The organism is Pseudomonas marvdashtae, assembly GCF_014268655.2.
Taxonomy (GTDB): domain Bacteria; phylum Pseudomonadota; class Gammaproteobacteria; order Pseudomonadales; family Pseudomonadaceae; genus Aquipseudomonas; species Aquipseudomonas marvdashtae.
The window spans coordinates 3,246,238-3,264,277 of sequence record NZ_JABWQX020000001.1; the positions used below are offsets into that span (position 1 = coordinate 3,246,238).

The window sequence follows — 18,040 nt, forward strand, 5'->3', positions numbered from 1 at the left end:
GCATGTTGGTCGTGTCAACCAAACAACCACGAGGCCCCATGCAGATCGAATTATTGGAAATCAGTGAGCACCTTCATCGTTTTCCCCCATTCGATGCCCTGCCCCAAGAAACCTTGGAAGACATTGCCCGGCGTGTCGAAGTCGCCTATTTCAAAGCCGGTAGCCCGATCCTCGAGGCGGGCGCGGCCATCCGTGACTTGCATTACGTACGCAGCGGCGCCGTCGAGATTTATCGGCGCAGCGGCGAGCTGTATAACCGCCTGATGGAGGGGGATATCTTTGGTCAGGCAGGCTTGCTGCGCAGCAATAAGGTGCGTTTTCCGGCCAAGGCCCTGGAAGACAGCCTGATCTATTTCATCCCGGCGGACGTTTTCGCCCAATTGTGCGAGCGGCACGATAGCTTCGCCGATTTCGTCGAAGCCGAAGGCCATTCCAGGCTCAAGTCAGCCGTCGAGGCCCAGGGGCGGGCAAGCGAACTGATCCAGCTCAAATCCCGCGCATTGATTTCCAGGGATCTGGTCTGGATTACGCCGCAAACCACTGTCCAGGAAGCCGCACAGCTGATGACCGAGCAAAGCGTTTCCTGCGTCGTGGTCCTGGAACCCGCCGGGAAGAGCCCCGAGCAAATGCTTGGCATCGTCACCGACCGGGACCTGCGCACCCGCGTAGTGGCCGCCAACCGCAGCGGCGACACCACCATCGGCGAGGTGATGTCGAGCGATCCAGTGGCCATCCAGGCCGATGATTCGTTGTTCGAGGCGATGCTGTGCATGCTCAGAGGCAACATCCACCACCTTCCGGTGGTGCATAAGGGCCGTACGCTGGGCTTGATCAACCTGTCGGACATCATCCGGCACGAGTCCCAGAGTAGCCTGTACCTGGTCAATAGCATTTCCAACCAGACCAGCGTCGAAGGCCTGCGCTCTCTGTTGCGCGATCTGCGCGGCACTTACATTCGCATGGTGCGCGACGGCGCAACCGCGCACATGATCGGCAGCGCAATCTCGGGCATTGGCCGCGCGTTCACCCAGCGTCTGCTTGAATTGGCCGAGCGGGAGCTGGGGCCACCACCGGTTCCGTACTGTTTCATGGCCCTGGGCTCCATGGCGCGAGACGAACAACTGCTGGTCACCGACCAGGACAACGCCCTGGTGCTGGACGATCGTTTCGACCCGGCCCTGCATGACGAATACTTTCGTGCCCTGGCTGAGTTCGTCAGCGATGGGCTGGCCCAGTGCGGCTACAGCTATTGCAAGGGCGGGATCATGGCGACCAATGCCCAATGGCGGCAACCGTTGCGCGTCTGGCGTGGCTATTTCACACAGTGGATCGAAAAACCGAAAGCGGCCACCCTGCTCAACTGCTGCATTTTTTTTGACCTGGACGGGGTCTACGGCGAACTGTCCATGGTTGAATCGCTCAAGGCACTCTGTGCAGAGAAGTCCCGGACCACGCCGCCTTTCCTGGCAGCGATGGCGCGCAATGCACTGAATCGCACGCCCCCCTTGGGTTTCTTCCGCACATTCGTGATGGAGACGGATGGCGAGCAAAAACAGATCATCAATCTCAAGGGCCGTGGCACGGCGCCCCTCACGGACCTGATCCGCATCCACGCGCTGGCGTGCGGGAGCACCGCACAAAACTCCTTTGATCGACTCGACGCCATCAGCCATACGCAGCTGGTACAACCCGAGGCCGTCGAGCATCTGCGCTACGCACTGGAGTTTCTGTCCATGGTGCGCATACGGCATCAGGTCGAAGCCATCGAACAGGGCCTCAAACCGGACAATTACATCGAACCCGAGCGCTTCTCCAGCACTGAACGACACAACCTCAAGGAAGCGTTCCAGGTGTTGAGCAATGCACAAAAATTCCTGCGTTTCCGTTATCCCGGTCACGCCCGGCCACCACGATGAGCGCCCCACGAAACCCGACGGAACAGACGATGCCGGACTGGGCGGCGCGCTTCGAACAACTGGCGCAGCACGCCCGACATCCCCTGTTGCAGCGTTTCTACCAAGCCGGCGTGGCCAGCGGCCAGACCCCGCTGGAACAAGTTGAGTTGCTGGCAATGGACTTGGAAACCACCGGCCTGAACGCCCGCAGCGACAGCATTGTCAGCATTGGCCTGATGCCCTTCACGCTCAAGCGAATACGTTGTGGCGAAGCCTTGTACTGGGTCATCAAACCCTCGCAACTGTCTAATGAGTCAGTGACGTTTCACCGCATTACCCACGCCGACGTACGCCATGCTCCCCGGTTACCGGACGTGATGGAGGATCTTCTGGAGGCGATGACGGGTCGAATCATGGTCGTGCATTATCGGGCCATCGAGCGCAACTTTCTGGATGAGGCGTTTCGTCGCCACCTTGGAGAGGGCCTGCAATTTCCGATCATTGACACCATGCAGCTGGAGGCACGGCAGGTTCGAGGGCATCGCAGTTGGCTGGATCGACTGCTGCGGCGACCGCCCGCCTCCATCCGGTTGGCGGACTCTCGCTTGCGATATCAACTACCGCCCTACCACGCCCACCATGCATTGACCGATGCGCTGGCCACGGCCGAGCTGCTGCAAGCGCAGGTAGCGACTCACTACAGCCCGTGCATCGCCGTCGGGCAACTCTGGGACTGAGCGCAAAGGCGAGCCAAAACGGCTCGCCCAAGCCGGTCCTCGGTCGATCAGGATCGCGGTTCTGACATCAATCCTTTGACCAGGGAAATGCAGCCCAGCAGCAGAACGATGGCAAAGGGCAGACCGGTGGAAACCGCCATGGCTTGCAAGGCAATCAGACCGCCACCCAACAACAGCGCAATGGCGATCACACCTTCAATGACGGCCCAGAAAACCCGCTGCGGGACAGGCGCATCGACCTTGCCGCCAGCCGTGATCGTATCGATCACCAGGGAGCCGGAGTCGGACGATGTGATGAAGAACACGATCACCAGCACAATGCCCAGCAACGAGGAAATTTCCTTGAGGGGCAACCCTTCAAGCATCGCGAATAACTTGAGCTCCAGGACCGCATCCTTCACACCGCTCAGTCCCTGCAACGTGGCCTGGTCTATGGCCGTCCCGCCAAAGGTTGTCATCCACAATACCGACACCAGCGAAGGCACCAGCAAGACAGAAATCAGAAACTCGCGGACGGTCCGGCCACGGCTGACCCTCGCAATGAACATGCCTACAAAAGGCGACCAACTGATCCACCAGGCCCAATAGAACGCGGTCCAGCCCTGGGTGAATTCGGTGTCGGTGCGCCCGAAGGGGTTGGACAGTGCTGGCAAATATTCAGCGTACGTCACCAGGTTCTTGAAGAATCCGCTGAGGATAGCCAGGGTCGGTCCGACGATGATGATGAAAAGCAACAATAGAAGCGCGAGGCCCATGTTGATTTCGGAAAGCAGCTTGACGCCTTTTTCCAATCCGGCCAGTACCGACCACAAGGCGATCAGGGTGATGCCGATGATCAACACGACCTTGCTGACGTTAGTCGACTGAATGCCAAACAAGTGCTCGATCCCCGCTGCGGCTTGCTCGGCACCGATGCCCAGTGACGTCGCCAGCCCAAACAGCGTGGCGAAGACCGCCAGGATGTCGATGATATGGCCGGGCCACCCCCAGACACGCTCGCCTAACAAGGGGTAAAAGATCGAGCGTATGGACAGCGGCAGGCCTTTATTGAAGGAAAACAGCGCCAGGGATAACGCCACGATGGCATAAATCGCCCAAGGGTGCAGGCCCCAGTGAAAGATGGTCGCAGCCATCGCCAGGTCCGCGGCGCCCTTCACGTCCCCGGCAGCGCCGCCCAAAGGTGCCCAATCGGTACGCGCCCCACTGGCATCGAGCGTGACACCGCCCATGGCGGCGGAAAAGTGTGACATCGGCTCGGCGACGCCATAGAACATGAGCCCGATGCCCATCCCGGCGGCGAACAACATGGAGAACCAGCCAAGGTAAGTATGATCGGGGGTGGCTTCACGGCCACCCAAGCGGACCTTGCCCAGTGGCGAAACAATCAGCGCCAGGCACAGCAAAACAAAAATATTGGCCACGCTCATGAAGAACCAGGCCAGATGCTTGGTCAGCCAACTGCGCATTGCGCTGAAGAGTGGCTCGACTTCATTTTGCAGCGCTAGCGTTATGATCACGAAAAGCAAAATGGTAGCAGCGGAGATCAGGAAGACTTTGCCGTGAATATCCAGGGAAAACGAAAACTCACCCCGGATATTGTCCTGTCCGATGACATAGTCGGTATCGATGAGATTGGCATCGCCGCTGGGGGCTGGTATGCCCTCCGCACCGGGCGATTGGGGGTTTCCTGATAGATCGTCTACAGGATTTTTACCCACGAGAACCTCCTTTTGATGGTTAGCACGCGTCTGCGCGCGATGGTCTGAAAAGCCCCGCTGTTCCAATGGTAAAAACGAGATATGTGCCCCTATCCTAACAAGCTTGGGCGCTTGACTGGGACATCGAGTGGTTTTAACTGTTCCACAAACGCCTGATCAACGCTGGCGGACTCGGTGACAGGTATGGATCCGGCCAGATAAAAAACGGGTTCCAGATGCAACGAAGGGCGCCGAGACGGTACTCGACGCCCTTGCGAATCAGTCGTGGGCGGACGTAGCGTCAGCTCACTGCCCAGCACGCACCTTGGCGATTTCGGCATACATCATCTTCACCAGGTCGCCGTCCAGGGACTTGGCGAATTTGTCGATCACCGGCTGCACGCGCTCGCGGAAGCGATCTTTCTCGGCCGGCGTGATTTCGTTGACGGTCATTGCGCCCGCCAGCGTCGCTTTTGCCTTGTCCATGCTCGCTGCCGTGACCTCGCGCTGGAACGCCTGCGCCTCGGTTGCCGCGGCTCGAACCAGCGCCTTTTCATCATCGTTCAGACGATTCCAGGTTTTCTGGCTGATGATCAGCGACTGCGGATTGAAGATGTGGCCGGTCACCGAAAGGTATTTCTGTACCTCGTAGAACTTGTTGCCTTCGATCACCGTGAACGGGTTTTCCTGCCCGTCGATGGTGTGTTGTTCCAGGCCGGTGTAGACCTCGGGGAATGCCATCGGCACCGGGTTCGCGCCCAGGGCCGTGAAGGTCTCCAGGTAGATCGGCGATTGGATGACCCTGATCTTCAGGCCTTGCATGTCCTCCAGTTTCGCCACCGGATGCTTGCTGTTGGTCAGGTTGCGGAAACCCAGGTCCCAATAACCCAGGCCGACCAGGCCCTTGCTGTCCAGTTGCGCTGCGAGTTTCTGTCCGACTGGCCCGTCGATGACGGCATGCGCTTCCTCGGCGTTGTTGAACAGGAACGGGAAGTCGAGCATCGCGAAATCCGCGGCCTGGGCGGCGAGGATGCCGGAGTTGAGCACGGTGATGTCCAGCGTGCCGCCTTGCAGGGCCGAGACGGTCTGCACATCGCCGCCCAGGGTTCCGCCAGGAAACAGGCGAACCTTGATTTTGCCGCCGCTCTTTTCGCTGAGCAGGTCGGCGAATTTTTGCGCGCCCTGCCCTTGCGGGTGCTCCTTGACGTTCTGGAAGGCGAAACGCAAGGTGCGCTCGCGGATCTCGTCCGCGTGGGCGGCCACGCTGCCCAATAGCAAGCCCGTCGCGCACGCCCCGGCCAGCAAGGTTTTCATCAGTTTTTGCATTTCAGTCTCCGATCATTATTGTTGTTAGCGTAGAGCGGTCATGGTTGTCACCGGCGTCAACCAGTGAAGAATTTCAACGGTCCCAGGACCAGCTGGGGGAACAGCACCAGCAAAAACAGCACGGCAAACTGCGCCAGCATGAACGGCCATACGCCGCGCACGATCTCTTCAAAGTCGAGCTTCGCCACGCCGCACACCACGTTCAGCACCGTGCCCACTGGCGGCGTGATCAGGCCAATCGCCGTGTTGATCAAAAACAGCACGCCGAAGTACACCGGATCGATGCCCGCCTGGATCACGGCCGGCATCAGCACCGGCGTGAGGATGAGAATGGTCGGGGTCATGTCCATCACCGTGCCGACCAAGATGATCAACGCCATCATCACCAGTAGCAGAAGGGTCTGGTTGTCCATGAACGGCGCCAGCAGTTCCGCCAGTTGACCGGGCAAGTCGGCGATGGTCACCAGCCACGATGAAACCATGGCCGCCGCCACCAACAGCATCACCACCGAGGTGGTCCTGGCCGAGGACAGGATCACTTCGTAGAGCTGGCTGATCTTCATTTCCCGGTAGATCACCAACGACACGAACAACGAGTACACCGCCGCGACCACCGCCGCTTCCGTGGGCGTGAAAATGCCGAACTTCAGACCGAGGATGATGATCAGCGGCAGGCCCATCGCCCAGCTGCCATCGAGCAATGTGCGCAGCACTTCGGCACGGGAGCGCTTGGGTGGCGTCTCGACGATTTCGCGACGGGAGATGAACCACCAGGCGACGGCCAGCCCGGCGCCAAGCATCAGCCCTGGCACGATCCCAGCCAGGAACAACTTGGAGATCGACACGCCGGACGCCACGCCAAAGACGATGAAACCGATGCTTGGCGGAATGACCGGGGCAATGATGCTACCGGCAGCGATCAGCCCGGCCGAGCGCCCCCGGTTGTGCCCGGCCAGCACCATCATCGGCACCAGCAGCGCTGCCAGTGCCGCCGCATCGGCCACGGCCGAGCCAGACAGCGACGCCAACAGGCAGGAGGCAATAATCGCCACGTAACCCAGGCCGCCGCGCTTGTGCCCCACCAGCGCCATGGCAATGTTGACGATGCGCTTGGAGAGCCCGCCGACGTTCATGACTTCGCCGGCCAGCATGAAGAACGGCACCGCCATCAGCGGGAAGCTGTCGGCGCCATTAAGCAGGTTCTGCGCGATGATCTGGGCGTCGAACAGGTCCAGGTAAAACATCAGCGACACGCTGACCACCAGCAAGGCAAAGGCAATCGGCATTCCCAGCGCCATGCTGCCCATCAACGATCCCAGGAAGATGGCCAAGGTCATGGGCGGGTACTCTTGATGGTGTCGGGATTGATTGCCGGGGTATCGCTTTGCTCAACCATCACCAACTCCTCGTCCCTGAGTTTGCCGGACAGTGCCAAGTACAGCTCGTACACCAGGATGGCGCCGGCGCTGGCACCGAACACCAGTCCTGCAGCGTAGAACAACGCCATCGACAGGCCCGAAGCCGGCGCGACCACGTCCAGGTTGATGACCGCCTGTTGCCAACTTCCACTGACGATCAACCAGCAGATGTACAGCATCAACAGGTGGCTGATGATCAGGCAGGCACGCTGGCCCGCCGGCGGCAAGCGCTTGACCAGACTGTTCATGCCCAAGTGGGCGCGGTCCTTGAGTGCCACCAGGGCGCCCAGGAAAATCATCCAGACGAAGAACCAACGCGACAGTTCTTCCGACACGCTGATGCCGGAGTTGAAGGCATAGCGCAACACGACGTTACCGAACACCAGCACGATCATCGCGACCATGCATAAGACGATCAGCAGCTTTAGCAGCTTGAAATACAAATCGACGACTTTTGTCATCTTCGAGACCTCTCGGACTTTAGGTGCCGACATCCAGCCGGCTCGCCAGTGCAGCTATTAGCGCGGTCGCTAGCGGGTCGCTTGAGAGGTACTGGACGTTGCTTCGGGACGCGAGCAACGGCTTGGGGGAAAGGCGCTTGGCGCTGATGGACGGGTACGCATCGGGTGTTCCTCTTTTTATTATGATCTCGACCCTGCCGGACGAGACGTGTTGCAACTAAAATGTACCAACCGGTTAGTTCGGTCAATACGCCAGACGCGAGCGGCTGAAAAAACGTGCGATTATCGGCTAGACAACTACCCCGGCCCTACGATGGCTCCGATGATTGAATTGACTGCCGAGCCAACTCCCAACCTATATAAGCAGGCGAACCCAACAGCATTAATTGGATCCAAGTAACCGGTCATCACGAATATTAAAAATAAACTGAACTAAATCGAATTACAGACTTTTTCTTATAGACTTAAATACAACAACTGCCCCGCCTTAGTTCGCCGTTATACAGGCGCCATTTTGCTGACTAGCAAACTCTATCGACCCGATCGTGCGTTCGACAAAAATCCAGCGCCGAAGTAAAAAGGCCTGACTCACCTCGAGCACGCAAACAGAAAAATAAAATAAATCCAATTAAATCATAAGGTAATGCTCTATATGCATTCAAATCCACGAAAAACCCGACGCACGCCAAAGCCCGGCTAAAAAAAATATTAATTAAACTTTTCATATAAAACTTTGCGACAGCAATCTTTGATGTTATTAATCTGCCGCTCCACAAACAGCATGATGCCGCTACGCCACCTCTAAGCGCGTACAGCCCCTGTTGGTCCGTTGGAAGTTACTTAACTTAAATCGCTTGTTTGCTCAAACGCCTCTTCGCGCTTGGGCGAACTGTTGTGCGGCGCAGTCACTGCGCGAGGAAGGGCGTCATCGCAACTTATCAGTCTCGGCTCCGGGTGCTGTCGATTTTTGGTACCCGTCCGGAAGCCATCAAGATGGCACCCTTGGTCAAAGCCCTCGCCGCCGAACCCGGCATCGAGTCGCTGATCTGTGTCACCGGCCAGCATCAAAGCATGCTTGAACAAGTGCTCGACCTGTTCGATCTGAAGGCCGATTTCACCCTCGATGTAATGACGCCACACCAGACGCTCAACTCCCTGACCGCCGCGCTGTATGCCGCCATCGACCCGGTGCTGGAACAGACTCGCCCGGATCGCGTACTGGTCCATGGCGATACCACGTCGGCCATGGTGGCATCGATGGCGTCTTTCCATCGACGTATCCCTGTGGGCCATGTGGAAGCTGGCTTGCGTACCGGCGACATCTACAGCCCATGGCCGGAAGAAATGAACCGCCGCTGCATCGACCTCAGTGCCGATCTGCTGTTCGCTCCCACCGGACAATCGCGCGACAACCTGTTAAATGAACGCGCCCAAGGGCGCAGCCTGGTGACGGGTAACACGGTGATCGACGCGTTGCAGATGACCGCCGCGCGCATCGACCAGGACGCACGGCTGCGTGACGAGCTGGACCGCCAGTTTCCGTTCCTGCAAACCGGACGCAAGTTGCTGCTGGTAACCGGTCACCGCCGCGAAAACTTTGGCGAGGGTTTTCTCGACATTTGCAAAGCGTTGCGCCACCTGGCCCAGCGCACGGATATCCAGATCGTCTACCCGGTGCACCTCAACCCCAACGTGCTGGGCCCGGTGACCGAACAATTGGGCGACCTGCTCAACGTGCATCTGATCAAACCGCTGGACTACCTGGCGTTCGTGCGCCTGATGCAACACGCCCATGTGATCCTCACCGATTCGGGCGGTGTGCAGGAAGAAGCACCGTCATTGGGTAAACCGGTGCTGGTGATGCGCGACGTCACCGAACGCCCCGAAGCCGTGGCGGCGGGCACCGTGAGACTGGTCGGGACTTCTCCGGCCTCGATCATTGCCGGTGTGGATGCGCTGTTCGACGACGACACCTTGTGGCGCCGCGCCTCACAAGCAGCCAATCCCTACGGCGACGGTCATGCCAGCCAGCGCATCGTCGACGTCCTGATGGGCAGAGTAGTCGAGGACTTCGTCGCGGGTCAGCTGCAGTCGCAACACGAGCCTCTTCATCCGTTGCCGCGCGAGGCGCGCGAGTTGTCCGCCGATTTCTCCTAACCACTGCCCCCTTCTTATCGAATCGAGATTTGCCTGAATGAAGCCTTTCGTTGCCCTCCCTACGGGTGCGCTCAGCGCCTTTGCCTGTGGCCTGAGCCTGCTTGCCCTTATGCCGTCCTTTGCCCTGGCTGCGGACAGTCCGCTCACCCAGGCGATTCATCGTCTCAATGCTGACACCCGCCAGGAGCGCGTCGTGCGCCTGAGCGACCTGGGCATCACCGCGCCGATTCTGCTGGGCGCCAGCGACGCCCGACGCGAACTGTATCTGCCGGTGCCCGCCGGTGTTGTCCTCAATGACGCGACACTGCAAGTGGACGCCAGTTATCTCAACGGCGAAGGTGGCCGCAACACGCTGCTGTTGTCGCTTGATGGATATCCGGTACGCGCCGAAGGGCTCAGCGAGGCACAGGGCGACGCCAGCGCGACATTGGGCGTTGACAAGGCACCGCGTGAAAACGGCTTGGTGCGCTTGGGCATCGCCTGGTCGTCAGTGGTTCCTCGTCCATTGTGCGAAGACGACCGAGTCATCGGCAACGTCCTGCGCATTCAGCCCGAGACGCGCCTGACCTACAGCTACGACGCCAGCCAATTGCGGGACGTCAGCGCAGCCTGGGCCGCACTGCCGAGTGAACCGGGGATCCTGGTCGCGCCGGGCTCATTGTCCGCCACCAGTTACGACGCCGCCTGGAAACTTGGCGTAGCCCTGGCACGTATCGGCAAACACAGCCGCATCCTGCCCTTCCCTGCCCTGCAGGACAGCGTGGACCTCAGCGGCCTGCGCATCCCCGCCGAGCTGCTGAGCATTCCAGCCTTTGCCAGCCTCAATGGCAAAGGCCAGCATACCCTCGCCAACCCGGCCGAGATCGGCGCCCTGTTGATGCTGGGCCAGACCTCGAACGTACAGGCCGACCTGGCGATCAACGACCCGCAACTGCTCCAAGCCGTCAACCAAGCGCTGGATGCCTTGCAGAGTCAGGTCCAGGGAGTCGAAGCGACTGCGGCCAGCGCACTGACCCAGTGGCGTGAACAGCACGTCAACGCAGGTCTGGCCGCTGCCGGCAGCGACAATGTACGCTTGGCGCTGCTGGGCACCCGCCCGGTGCTGATGATCGCCCCGGACGCCACCGGCAAAGCACTGTCATTGCTCGGTTCGGCGTGGAGCAAATTGGCCCGCAGCCGCCAACTGACGGTGAGCGAAGCGCAGACGCCGTTGAGCGACGATAACCGCGTGGCCCTGTCGCGACTGGGCGGCGCCCCTGGCACCTACGATGTCGCCTCGCGGTTCGACTGGAGCGCCTCGTTCCCGTTGGGCAGCGTGGCCTATGACGGTCGTTTGCCGGTCGCGGCCGTGGTGGACGTCTCCGCAGCGCCAGGTGCTTCGGACACCGCGCCGGTGGCCTCGCTGTTCTTCAATGACTACCTGATTGGCGCCCAGCAGTTAAGCGCCAATGGTGAATCACAACGCATCCAGGCCCATATCCCTCGTTATGCGCTGGGTTCGAAGAACGTGTTGCGCGTGTCGTTCCAGCGCCAGCCAGTCAGTGATCGGTGCCTGGAAACGCCTCAGGCTTTCCCGGTTTCGGTTTTGCCCACCAGCCATATCGTGCTGGACGCCAGCGCGTTGGCCGACGACTTTTCCGGCATGGCCGCACGTTTCGCGATGGACACCCAAGTCCTGGTGCCCCAGGCGTACCTCGACCATCCCGCCAGCAGCCTGGCGCGGGTGATTGCGGTCGCCGATGCCGCCGGCGTTTCGCCGCTGCGCGCACAGCTGAAAGTCAGTCCTGACGCCAAAGCCGTGGCCCGCCCGGACAAAGCCTTCCTGGCTTTCGAACTGCCGCTTAAAGACAGCAAGGAATCGGTCCAGGTCGATGATCAGGGTCGCCTGCGCATCAACCACAAGGATCAAGTGCTCCTTGACGTGCAGTCGCTCAACCATCTGGCGTCGCTGCAAGTGGTGCAGACCTCGGGTCAACACGGCCTGGTCTATCGGACCCTGGGCAGCCAGGCGCCGAGCCTGGCCGAACCGATCGTGCTGACCCGTGGTGACGTGGCGATTCTTGGCGATAGCGGCGCCGTTGCCGTCATCGACAGCCAGGATCCCAGTGGCAGCCAGTTGATCGACCGTGAAGAACCCAAGGGCCTCGACGCCTGGCGTAAACCTTCGCTGCTCTGGCTGATTCCCGGCGGCATCGCCTTGTTCTTCATCTTGTTGCTGGCCGGCCGTCTCGCCCGTCGCAATCGCCAGTAACGGAAACCTTCGATGACGTCGCTTTATTGGCCCTATTGGCTGGCCCACTACTACAACTACCTCGAGGTCGCGACCATCGTGGTCGCGGTGTTGATCCTGATCTCCAGCCTGGATGATCTGATCATTGACGTGTGGTACTGGTCTCGCCGGCTGTACCGCAAGTTCACCGTGGACCGTAGATACCGGCCATTGACCGTCGAACAACTGTTGGCCCGGGACGAGCAGCCCCTGGCGATCATGGTGCCGGCCTGGCTGGAATACGACGTCATCGCGCCGATGATCGAAAACATGGTCTCGACGCTCGACTATCAAAACTACGTGGTCTTCGTCGGCACCTACATCAACGACCAGCGCACCATCGACGAAGTCGAGCGGATGCGCCGGCGCTACAAACAACTGCATCGCGTGGAAGTGCCGCATGCCGGGCCGACCTGCAAGGCCGACTGCCTGAACTGGGTCATCCAGGCGATATTCCTGCACGAGAAAACCCACGGCATGACATTCGCCGGCGTGGTGTTGCACGACAGCGAAGACGTGCTGCACCCGCTGGAGTTACGCCTGTTCAACTACTTGCTACCGCGCAAGGACATGATCCAGCTGCCGGTGGTGTCGCTGGAGCGCAATTGGTACGAGTGGGTCGCCGGCACGTATATGGACGAGTTCGCCGAATGGCACGGCAAGGACCTGGTGGTGCGTGAAAGCATGACCGACACCGTGCCCTCGGCCGGCGTCGGCACGTGCTTCTCCCATCGCGCCCTGCGGGTGCTGGCCGGTGAAACGGAGAACCAGCCGTTCAACACCGACAGCCTCACCGAGGACTACGACGTCGGTGCACGGCTGGCCAAGGTCGGCATGAACGCGATCTTCGTGCGCTTCCCTGTGCAGTTTCGTGTGCTGCGCAAATCCTGGTTCCGCAAGCCCTACGAATCGACGTTGAACATGCCGCTCTGCGTGCGTGAGTTTTTCCCCGACACCTTCCGCACGGCGTTCCGGCAGAAGGCCCGTTGGACCTTGGGCATCGGCCTGCAAGGCTGGGAACAAATGGGCTGGAACGGTTCGTTGGCCAACCGCTACCTGCTGTTTCGCGACCGCAAGGGCGTGGTGACAGCGTTCGTCAGCATCATTGCCTACGTCATCCTGGTGCAACTGCTGGCCCTGATTATCCTGCGCCAGAGCGGCTTGTGGGACGTCAGCTTTCCAACACCGTTTGAAAACGGCGGCCTGATCAAGTACCTGCTGTTGGCCAACGGCGTCGCCTTGGCCTGGCGGATCTTGCACCGCTGTTATTTCACCACCGTGTTGTACGGCTGGCAGCATGGGTTGTTGTCCATCCCGCGGATGCTGGTCGGCAATTTCGTCAACTTCATGGCCGCCGCACGGGCCTGGCGCATGTTCCTGGTGGGCAAGGTGATGAATCGTAAATTGGTCTGGGACAAGACCATGCACGACTTCCCGTCCACCGACCTGGTCGCCATCGCGCCGCGCCGCCTGGGCAGCGTGTTGCTGTCGTGGCAAGCCATCACCGACAGCCATTTGCAAAGCGCCCTGGATGAACAGCAGGCGCGGGATGTGCCGTTGGGGCGGATTCTGCTCAACAACGGCTGGCTGGACGATGAAACCCTGGCCGAAGCGATCGCGTTCCAGAACGACCTGCCCCGGGTGTTCGACGTCGCCGAAAAAGCGGCGGCTTCATCGTCCTCGCTCAGCAGCGAGTTTGCGTTGCGCTGGCGGGTGATACCGCTGGGCCGCAACAGCGAAGGTTGTGAACAGATTGCCGTAGCCAACCCGCTTTCCGAGGAGGGCCTGCAACAAATCAGCGCCGAACTGGGCAGTGAGCCGGTGCAACTGATCGCCCGTGAGAGTGAAATCCTCGCGCTGTTGCGTCGGTTGCCAGCGGACAACGGCCACGCCGTACCGGATGCCCGTGCCCCGCTGCTGGGCGACCTGTTGATCGAGATGGGCCTGCTCGACCGCGACCAGTTCAGCCGCGCCATGTTGCAGTATCGGCCGCAGCATCATGGCCGGATCGGCGACTACCTCGTCGACAGCGGCGTCTTGCCGCGAGCCACGATCGAGCAAGCGGTGGCGCGCCAACACAGCCTCTACCCAACGGAGCTTCCGGCATGAACCGCCCCCTTTTTACCCTTTTGGCGGCGGGGCTGAGCCTGATACCGGTGCTTGCCGTTGCCGAGACACTGCCGCTGCCGCTGACCGGTCCCGCCTACGTGGCCGCCAACGAAGCCTACAGCGCCTATGAGCGCAAAGACTACGACCTGGCCATCGCCAAGGCACGCGAAGCCTTGCGCCAGCGCGCCGATGTGACGCGCCTCAATACGCTGATCGCCCTGGCCGAACGTGACAAGCAGCTGCGCGACCAACCCAGGACTGCCGCCTCGGGCCGCGCGGCTGCCGCAGCACCGGGTTTCGTGGCTGCGAACCGGGGCTTCAAGGCCTATGACCGCGAACAGTTCGGCCTCGCGGCGCAATCGGCGCGCACGGCCATCGCCCAGGCACCCCGGCGCCGGGAATATCGCTTGCTGCTGATTGATGCCCTGCAACGCCAGCAGCAACTGGAAGCCGCCGACCAGGCCGTCACCGACGCGCTTGGGACCTTTGCCAACGACAATACGTTGTTGCTGCGTCGCCAAGCCATTCGCCGCCAACTTGCCGTGCCGCCGGCTGTCCAGGGCTACCGCGCCCTGGAGCAAGGCAACGCAGTGCTGGCCGTGACTCAGGCGCGCAAGGCCGTGGCCTGGGCGCCGGAAGTTGCCGCGAACCAGCAACTGCTGATCAGCGCCCTGCTCGCCGCCAAGGATTATCCAGGCGCCGAACAAGCCGCCTCGGCCGCGCTGGCTCGGGACGAGCGTAAAGCCGCGCCATGGATTCTGCGCAGCTATGCCCGCGATCGTCAGGGCAAGGCCCAGGCGGCCCAGACTGACGTTAATCGCGCCCTGGCCCTCAAAGGCCTGTCGGCAAGCGAAGTCCGCGATATCCAGCTCTTTGCCGCCGACGCCGCGCTGGCCCGCGGCGAGCCTCAGCAGGCGTTGAATCAGTTGCAGGCCTTGGGCAACGACGCTGACGATGCCATTGCCAGTCGACGCGCCACCGCGCGCGCGGCGCTGCGCCAGAAAAGCAAGGGCTTGGACAGTGTCGTCCAGGCGCCGCCACCGGCGTTGGATTGCCAGGAAAGCCCTTTCGGCCTGACCTGCGCCATCTGGCCGGGCACAGTGCGCGACGCGGGCACCGCCCCGGCTTCCCAAGCCTATGCCGCCCTCGCTCGCAAAGATCCGGCAGCAGCCTCAGCCCTGGCCAACCAAGCGGTAGCGCGGGCACCGCAGAACCCGGCTTATCGACGCTTGCTGGTCAGCGCCCTGACGGAACAAAACCGCCTGCCGCAAGCCATCGCTGCCGCCAGTGAAGGATTGCAGGCCCACGGCGACGACGCGCGACTGTTGGTCATGCGCGGACGCCTGCGCCAACAAGTGGCCGACGAGGACGGTGCGCGGGACGACTTCAGCCGCGCGCTGGCCTTGGGCAGCCTACCGGCCTATGAAGAGGCCGGACTGTATGCCGCCATCGGCCAGCGCCGCACCGCCCGCGAACGCCTGCAAGAGGCACGCAGCAACGGCGAACTGGCCTCGGCAAGCGATCTGCAACTGGCCTATATTTCGGTCCAGGCGGGCGACGACGAAAGCGCCCACGCGGCATTTCGCAAGGCCGACGCGAGCCACCGGTTGCCGCCGGCGGCAGCCCAGGATGCGGCTTATAACGCCATGCGCGTCCATGAAGACGATGAAGCCGTGGCGTATTTCGAGCGGGTGATCGACGGGCAGAAAACCGCTGAGTCGCCGATGTCCAAGCAGCAGTTGTTCGATACCCGGCGGGCCGTGGGCGATATTTCCCGTACCTGGGGGCTGACCAGCACCACCAGCTATCGCGGCAACAGTTCCAGCGGCCTGAGCGCCGCACCGAACTCGACCAGCAGCGGCAGTGAAAGCAACGACCTTCTGCAGAACAGCACCGAACTGTCCTGGCGCCCGCTGGGGTATCGCAATGCTCGTTTTGTCGAACTCTACGGACGCGTCACCGATACCCTGTGGAGCAAGAACAGTGATTCGGACACCGGCGCCGACGCGCTGCAAGGCGCCCTCGGGGTACGTATCAAACCGTTCAGTTCCGTCAACATCATGGCTGCCTTTGAACGCACCTTCCCCTTGGGTTCGTCAAACGTCGATGGCGACTGGCTGGTGCGCCTGGGCTACGGTTCCAGCATCGGCACAGACCTGCGGGTCGATGTGCCCAGCTGGTGGACCTCGCAGCTGTACGCCGAAGTCGGTCACTACATCAATGATTCACGGGATTACTTCAACAGCGAATGGCAAGTCGGCCGCAGTTACGCAATCGGCGGCACCGGTTCGCGCTGGGTGGCGTTCCCTCATGTCGTGGCGGCGATTGACTACGATTCGAAGATGAAGAGCAACAACAGCGGCGGCTTCGAATCCGGCGACGCCGGGGGCATCGGGGTCGGCAACAACGTGCGCTACTGGTTTCGTGAAGACGCCTACAATGCACCGCGCTCCTACGTGGATTTCTCCCTGCAGTACCGGGCCCGGATTTTCGGCGAGGAACGGGCCAAAGGCGTGTTCGCCCGCCTGACCTATTCTTATTGAGGACTTGATGTGATGTGTATCTGCAACAAGGCGCTTGCTTGAAAATCCTTGGCCATATCGTCAATCGCGTCGCCGTGGCGGCGCTCGCCGTCACGGCGGCGCTTGGCGCGAGTACAGGGACGTACTACATGATGAACAGCAGAGCTGCACCGGACATTGTCGGCATCGTCTGGCAGCCGGACAACCAGACCGTCGGCATCAATGGCCATTGGGAACAGCTGGGAGTCCGCGAACTGCTGGTGCAATGGACGGTGGTGGACGACCAGGCGTTTGTTCCCGGCACCGGTCTGCCCAACGTACCGGTGCTGCCGGATTGGGCGCGGATCGCCAAGGCGCCATGGGCGCAGGATGTCATCCTCGGGCTCGCCGGTCACTTCAGCGAAAACCGTTCACGGGACAACATCGAGCAACTGGCTGCGGTGTCAGAACGTATTGCTCGATTGCCAACACCGCTGCACGTCACCGGCTGGTACTTTCCGGCCGAAGTCGACCCCAGCTGGACTCGCGCCAAAGAGCTGCCTGCATTGCTTGCCAACCTGCCGCGGCCACTGTGGATCAGCGTCTATGACGGCGCCAATATCGGCCCAGCCGCCACCGCCGACTGGCTCAAGCAGTGGCTGCCAGACGACATTGGCGTATTTTTCCAGGACGGCGTCGGCGTCTACGCGCGCACCGCACCGGTGGCACGAACCTATGCCGACACGCTGCGTGATCGCCTCGGCGAGGATCGGGTGCGGATCATTGTCGAAGCCTTCCGTCCCCAACAGGGCGGCGGCTTCCGTTCGGCCACCGCAGCCGAGCTCCTGCCGCAACTGACCGCGTATGACGGCTACCCGCTCTACCTTTTTGACGGGCCACACTACGTGACGCCCGACTTGGTCGGCGAACTGAAGCGATCCTTAGCCAAGCCTTGAGGTGCGCAGCGTTTTGCGGATGGATTTGTATCGTTCTGTATATCAAGGGCCATCAGATACGAAGCCGCCGATTTCAGGCCATTGCGATACACATCCGCGATACACCCGAGCGTTTAACTGTGACTACCGAACAGCAGCACACCCGCTGCCACGGCTAATCCAACCAAGCGCAAGGAGAATCACCATGTTCAATTTCTCGAAACTTTCTTCCCTGGCCATCGCCCTGACACTGGTTGGCGGTGTTGGCTTGTCGAATGTTGCCTCGGCGAGCGCGCAGGCCGACAGCCCGTCTGCCCAACAACTGGCAGAAGGTGGCTCCGATCGCCTGATTCAGAATCGCGTGGCCGAAGGCGGTTCTGATCGCCTGATCCAGAATCGCGTGGCAGAAGGCGGTTCTGATCGCCTGATCCAGAATCGCGTGGCAGAAGGCGGTTCTGATCGCCTGATACAGAATCGCGTTGCCGAAGGCGGGGCCGATCGGTTGCAGGAGCTTCGCGAACGCAGCGCGGTCTGA

General features: G+C 61.0%; 12 protein-coding genes. 8 read left to right on the forward strand and 4 right to left on the reverse strand.

Annotation, left to right across the window (positions count from 1 at the left end; all coding sequences use genetic code 11):
* Positions 1-38: 38 nt before the first annotated feature.
* Entirely contained in the window at positions 39-1,916 is a 1,878-nt protein-coding gene (locus tag HU742_RS14615; RefSeq protein ID WP_186644553.1) for a DUF294 nucleotidyltransferase-like domain-containing protein, read from the forward strand.
* Entirely contained in the window at positions 1,913-2,632 is a 720-nt protein-coding gene (locus tag HU742_RS14620) for a 3'-5' exonuclease (RefSeq protein ID WP_437179883.1), read from the forward strand. The genes HU742_RS14615 and HU742_RS14620 overlap by 4 nt, the downstream gene beginning before the upstream one ends.
* A gap of 47 nt (positions 2,633-2,679) precedes the next feature.
* Here the strand turns inward: HU742_RS14620 and HU742_RS14625 are convergent, their stop codons facing one another.
* The 4 genes from HU742_RS14625 to HU742_RS14640 all read right to left on the reverse strand — a co-directional run bounded on the left by HU742_RS14625 (position 2,680) and on the right by HU742_RS14640 (position 7,534).
* Positions 2,680-4,350, reverse strand: a complete 1,671-nt coding sequence (locus HU742_RS14625) for a BCCT family transporter (RefSeq protein ID WP_186644554.1) — start codon at positions 4,348-4,350, stop codon at positions 2,680-2,682.
* Between the two features lie 285 nt (positions 4,351-4,635).
* Complete coding sequence (locus tag HU742_RS14630; protein ID WP_186644555.1) at positions 4,636-5,655, reverse strand: TRAP transporter substrate-binding protein; 1,020 nt, start codon at positions 5,653-5,655, stop codon at positions 4,636-4,638.
* A 56-nt stretch (positions 5,656-5,711) separates the two neighbouring features.
* Entirely contained in the window at positions 5,712-6,992 is a 1,281-nt protein-coding gene (locus HU742_RS14635) for a TRAP transporter large permease subunit (RefSeq protein WP_186644557.1), read from the reverse strand.
* Positions 6,989-7,534 carry a TRAP transporter small permease gene (locus HU742_RS14640; RefSeq protein ID WP_186644559.1) on the reverse strand — a complete coding sequence of 182 codons (546 nt, stop codon included), beginning with the start codon at positions 7,532-7,534 and terminating at the stop codon, positions 6,989-6,991. Before HU742_RS14640 ends, HU742_RS14635 begins: the two co-directional genes overlap by 4 nt.
* Before the next feature lie 993 nt (positions 7,535-8,527).
* On the opposite strand from HU742_RS14640, the gene wecB reads away from it, so the two are divergent.
* From wecB to HU742_RS14670, 6 genes are all read left to right on the forward strand, one after another.
* The gene (gene wecB / locus HU742_RS14645; protein WP_264082672.1) at positions 8,528-9,691 is read left to right on the forward strand and encodes a non-hydrolyzing UDP-N-acetylglucosamine 2-epimerase; all 1,164 of its coding nucleotides are present in this window, start codon (positions 8,528-8,530) and stop codon (positions 9,689-9,691) included.
* A gap of 37 nt (positions 9,692-9,728) precedes the next feature.
* Positions 9,729-11,942, forward strand: a complete 2,214-nt coding sequence (locus HU742_RS14650; protein ID WP_186644561.1) for a hypothetical protein — start codon at positions 9,729-9,731, stop codon at positions 11,940-11,942.
* A gap of 12 nt (positions 11,943-11,954) precedes the next feature.
* On the forward strand, positions 11,955-14,069 hold the full coding sequence (locus HU742_RS14655) for a glycosyl transferase family protein (RefSeq protein WP_186640200.1): 2,115 nt from the start codon (positions 11,955-11,957) through the stop codon (positions 14,067-14,069).
* Positions 14,066-16,612, forward strand: coding sequence for an NfrA family protein (locus HU742_RS14660; protein ID WP_186644563.1), 2,547 nt, complete (start codon positions 14,066-14,068; stop codon positions 16,610-16,612). The genes HU742_RS14655 and HU742_RS14660 overlap by 4 nt, the downstream gene beginning before the upstream one ends.
* Positions 16,613-16,740: 128 nt before the next feature.
* The gene (locus HU742_RS14665) at positions 16,741-17,526 is read left to right on the forward strand and encodes an alpha-amylase family protein (RefSeq protein WP_437179901.1); all 786 of its coding nucleotides are present in this window, start codon (positions 16,741-16,743) and stop codon (positions 17,524-17,526) included.
* Between the two features lie 184 nt (positions 17,527-17,710).
* The gene (locus HU742_RS14670) at positions 17,711-18,040 is read left to right on the forward strand and encodes a hypothetical protein (RefSeq protein ID WP_186644567.1); all 330 of its coding nucleotides are present in this window, start codon (positions 17,711-17,713) and stop codon (positions 18,038-18,040) included.